At 62.7% G+C, this 2,799-nt stretch carries 4 protein-coding genes and 1 pseudogene; all 5 read right to left on the bottom strand.

Going from position 1 to position 2,799, the window contains the following annotated elements; genetic code table 11:
• Positions 1-811, bottom strand: an 811-nt coding sequence (gene trmD, locus AHiyo1_RS04000) for a tRNA (guanosine(37)-N1)-methyltransferase TrmD (RefSeq protein ID WP_059387672.1), incomplete at its 3' end; no start/stop codon positions are given.
• A pseudogene (gene rimM / locus AHiyo1_RS03995) lies at positions 812-1,374 on the bottom strand (ribosome maturation factor RimM).
• Between the two features lie 129 nt (positions 1,375-1,503).
• Positions 1,504-1,746: an RNA-binding protein gene (locus tag AHiyo1_RS03990; RefSeq protein WP_028267532.1), complete on the bottom strand. Its 243-nt coding sequence runs from the start codon at positions 1,744-1,746 to the stop codon at positions 1,504-1,506.
• A 1-nt stretch (position 1,747) separates the two neighbouring features.
• Positions 1,748-2,170 (bottom strand): 30S ribosomal protein S16, encoded by a 423-nt coding sequence (rpsP, locus tag AHiyo1_RS03985; RefSeq protein WP_059387673.1) that lies wholly within the window; start codon positions 2,168-2,170, stop codon positions 1,748-1,750.
• 195 nt (positions 2,171-2,365) lie between these two features.
• A partial coding sequence (locus AHiyo1_RS03980) for a hypothetical protein (protein ID WP_059387671.1) occupies positions 2,366-2,799 on the bottom strand: 434 nt, incomplete at its 5' end.

The following is a 2,799-nucleotide window of genomic DNA, read 5'->3' as shown; positions in this document are numbered from 1 at the left end:
ACCGGCCATCGACGACGTCGTACCCGAGTTCACCGAAAGCCGTGCGGTCCGCACGTGCCAGGTGGCCGGCGTCGAACTCTGCGAGGAGGTCCGGGCGACGTTCCGCCGTGCGGCGGAACTGTTCGTGGCGGCGCCACTGGGCGATCTTCCCGTGGTTACCGCTCAAGAGGACCGCGGGCACGTCACGATCGCGCCATGACGAGGGCTTCGTGTAGACCGGATATTCCAGCAAGCCGTCCGAATGGGATTCCTCCACCAAGGATTCGGGATTGCCGACGACGCCCGGAAGCAGGCGTCCGATGGCCTCGACCATGGCCAGGACTGCGACTTCGCCGCCGTTGAGGACATAGTCGCCCAAGCTGACCGGACGCACGGTGAAGTGCCCTGCCGCCCACTCCATGACGCGTTCGTCAATGCCTTCATAGCGGCCGCAGGCGAAAACGAGCTGCTCTTCCTCGGCGAGCTCATAGGCGAGTGCCTGGTTGAAGCGCTCCCCCGCGGGCGACGGCACAATCAGGACCGGCTTTTTCGCCGGCGCGTCCGACGAGCGCTCAGGCGCGGCAGTTCCAACTTCGGCATTTTGTGCAAAGGCAATGGATTCCAAGGCCTGGGCCCAGGGCTCGGCCTTCATGACCATGCCCGCACCGCCACCATACGGAGTGTCGTCCACGGTGCGGTGTTTGTCGGTGGTGAAGGCCCTCAAGTCATGGACATTGACCTCCAAGAGCCCATCCTGGCGGGCCTTGCCTATGAGGGAAAGCTCAAGCGGCGCCAGGTACTCGGGAAAGATGCTGACGACATCAATGCGCATTTAGGCGCCATCCTTGGTTTCAGCGTCGTCCTCTTCCGTATCGGTGCCGGAAGCATCAGTGTTCAGTTCGAAGAGCCCCGGCGGAGGCGTGAGCAACACGTAGCCGTCTTCGACGTTGACCTCGGGCACGATCTCTTCGACGAAGGGCACCAGGATTTCCTTGCCGTCAATGTCTTCAATGACCAGCAGGTCCTGGACCGGCATGGTGTTGAGCGCGGTCACCTTACCTACGGTCTGCGAGCCGACGCGGACCTCAAGGCCGACGAGCTCATGCTCGTACCAGCTTCGTCGTCGTCCTCTTCCAGCTCTTCGGTCTCGATGAACAGCTTCGCGCCGCGGATTTCCTCCGCCTGGTTGCGCGTGGAGATCTCTTCGAAACCGAGCAATAGGATGTCCTTGTTCCACCGGGCGCTGCTGATGGTCAAGGGGCCGGCCTTCGCGGGCTCCACCACAAATTCGGTGCCCGGGACGAAACGATCGCCAGGGGCATCGGTGAGCACCTGGACGGTGACTTCGCCGCGGATTCCGTGGGGCTTGCCGATTCGGGCAACCTGGAGCTGCATGGGGTTCCTCTGATTTCTTCGCTGGGCCCGGATGAGGGACCCACGGCTGGGTTTGCTCGTAAAACAATCCGGCCCCTCCACCATAATCTGGTGAAGGGGCCGGATTTAAGACAAGTATTGCTGAGCGCGTTACCGGCGACGGTCGGTGTCGACGACGTCGACCCGCACCTGCTCGCCGCCCGCCAATGCCGCAATCACAGTGCGCAAAGCGCGTGCGGTGCGACCCTGGCGACCGATCACCCGTCCGAGGTCGTCCTGGTGAACGCGCACCTCGAGGGATTCCCCGCGGCGGTTGTTCTTGGCACTGACCTTGACGTCCTCAGGGCTGTCAACGATCCCGCGGACCAAGTGCTCGAGCGCTTCTGCCAGCAACTTACTCAGCCTCGGTGGTCTCTGCTTCAGCGTCAGCGGGAGCTTCAGTTGCTTCCGACTGCTTGGCCTTCTTGGTGATGGCTTCCGGAATGATGACGGAACCCTTCTCCGGTGCAACGAAAGCAGGCTTGGCGACCTTGGTCTTCAGCGTGCCTTCCTGGCCCGGGAGGCCCTTGAACTTCTGCCAGTCACCGGTGATCTTGAGGATCGCGGCAACCTGCTCGGTCGGCTGGGCGCCGACGGACAGCCAGTACTGTGCACGCTCGGAGACAACCTCGATGTACGAGGGCTCTTCGGTGGGGTGGTACTTGCCGATTTCTTCAATCGCACGGCCATCGCGCTTGGCGCGGGAGTCCATGACGACGATGCGGTAGTACGGTGCGCGCATCTTACCGAAGCGCTTAAGGCGAATCTTTACGGCCACTTTTGTGGTCACTCCTGTTTCTGAAACGGGGTTGAGCCCGTCGTTCTGCACCCGTGGGGCGGGCCATACTTGAGGGTTCCAAGGACAAGATGCACACACGGAGAGAGGGGCCGCGCGGATCGAGTACCTGTCCATTGTGCCAGATGGCGGACAGTATTTCGAACACGCGGTCCGTGCGGCGGCTTTTCTGCGGGATTACTGCTCAGCGGACCAGACGTAGAGACCGCCCCGTTCGGCCTTTTCGACGTCGCTCGCGAGGGCCGCCAACTGCTGGACGTACAGGCGGGCCTGTTGGGCATCAAAGGGCATGTCCTCTTGGGCCGCCCAGCGTTCGGCGACGTCGTCGAGGACGTTCCCTTCGCCTTCGGTCTCGTAGCTAAGGAGCTCAGACAGGGCACGCACCATCGCTTCCGGGACGCCCAGCAAGGCGTCGCTGGTGACGTCCACCAAAGCAAGCTCATAGTCGGCCCCGCCTGCGTGCACGGCCGTGCCCGCGAGGTCGCCGAGTTGTTCTACTTCGAAATCGCTGATTCCCGGGATCCGTACCGCGGCGCCGGATACGTCGCTGCCCTTCTCCAGGGCAGCGGCCCTCTTGAGTGCTTCATCGTGGGTGGCAACAAAGATTTCAG

The organism is Arthrobacter sp. Hiyo1, from assembly GCF_001263615.2.
Classification (GTDB): Bacteria; Actinomycetota; Actinomycetes; order Actinomycetales; family Micrococcaceae; genus Arthrobacter.
Note: the sequence above shows the minus strand (reverse complement) of the source record. Positions and strands in the feature narration are given on the sequence as shown.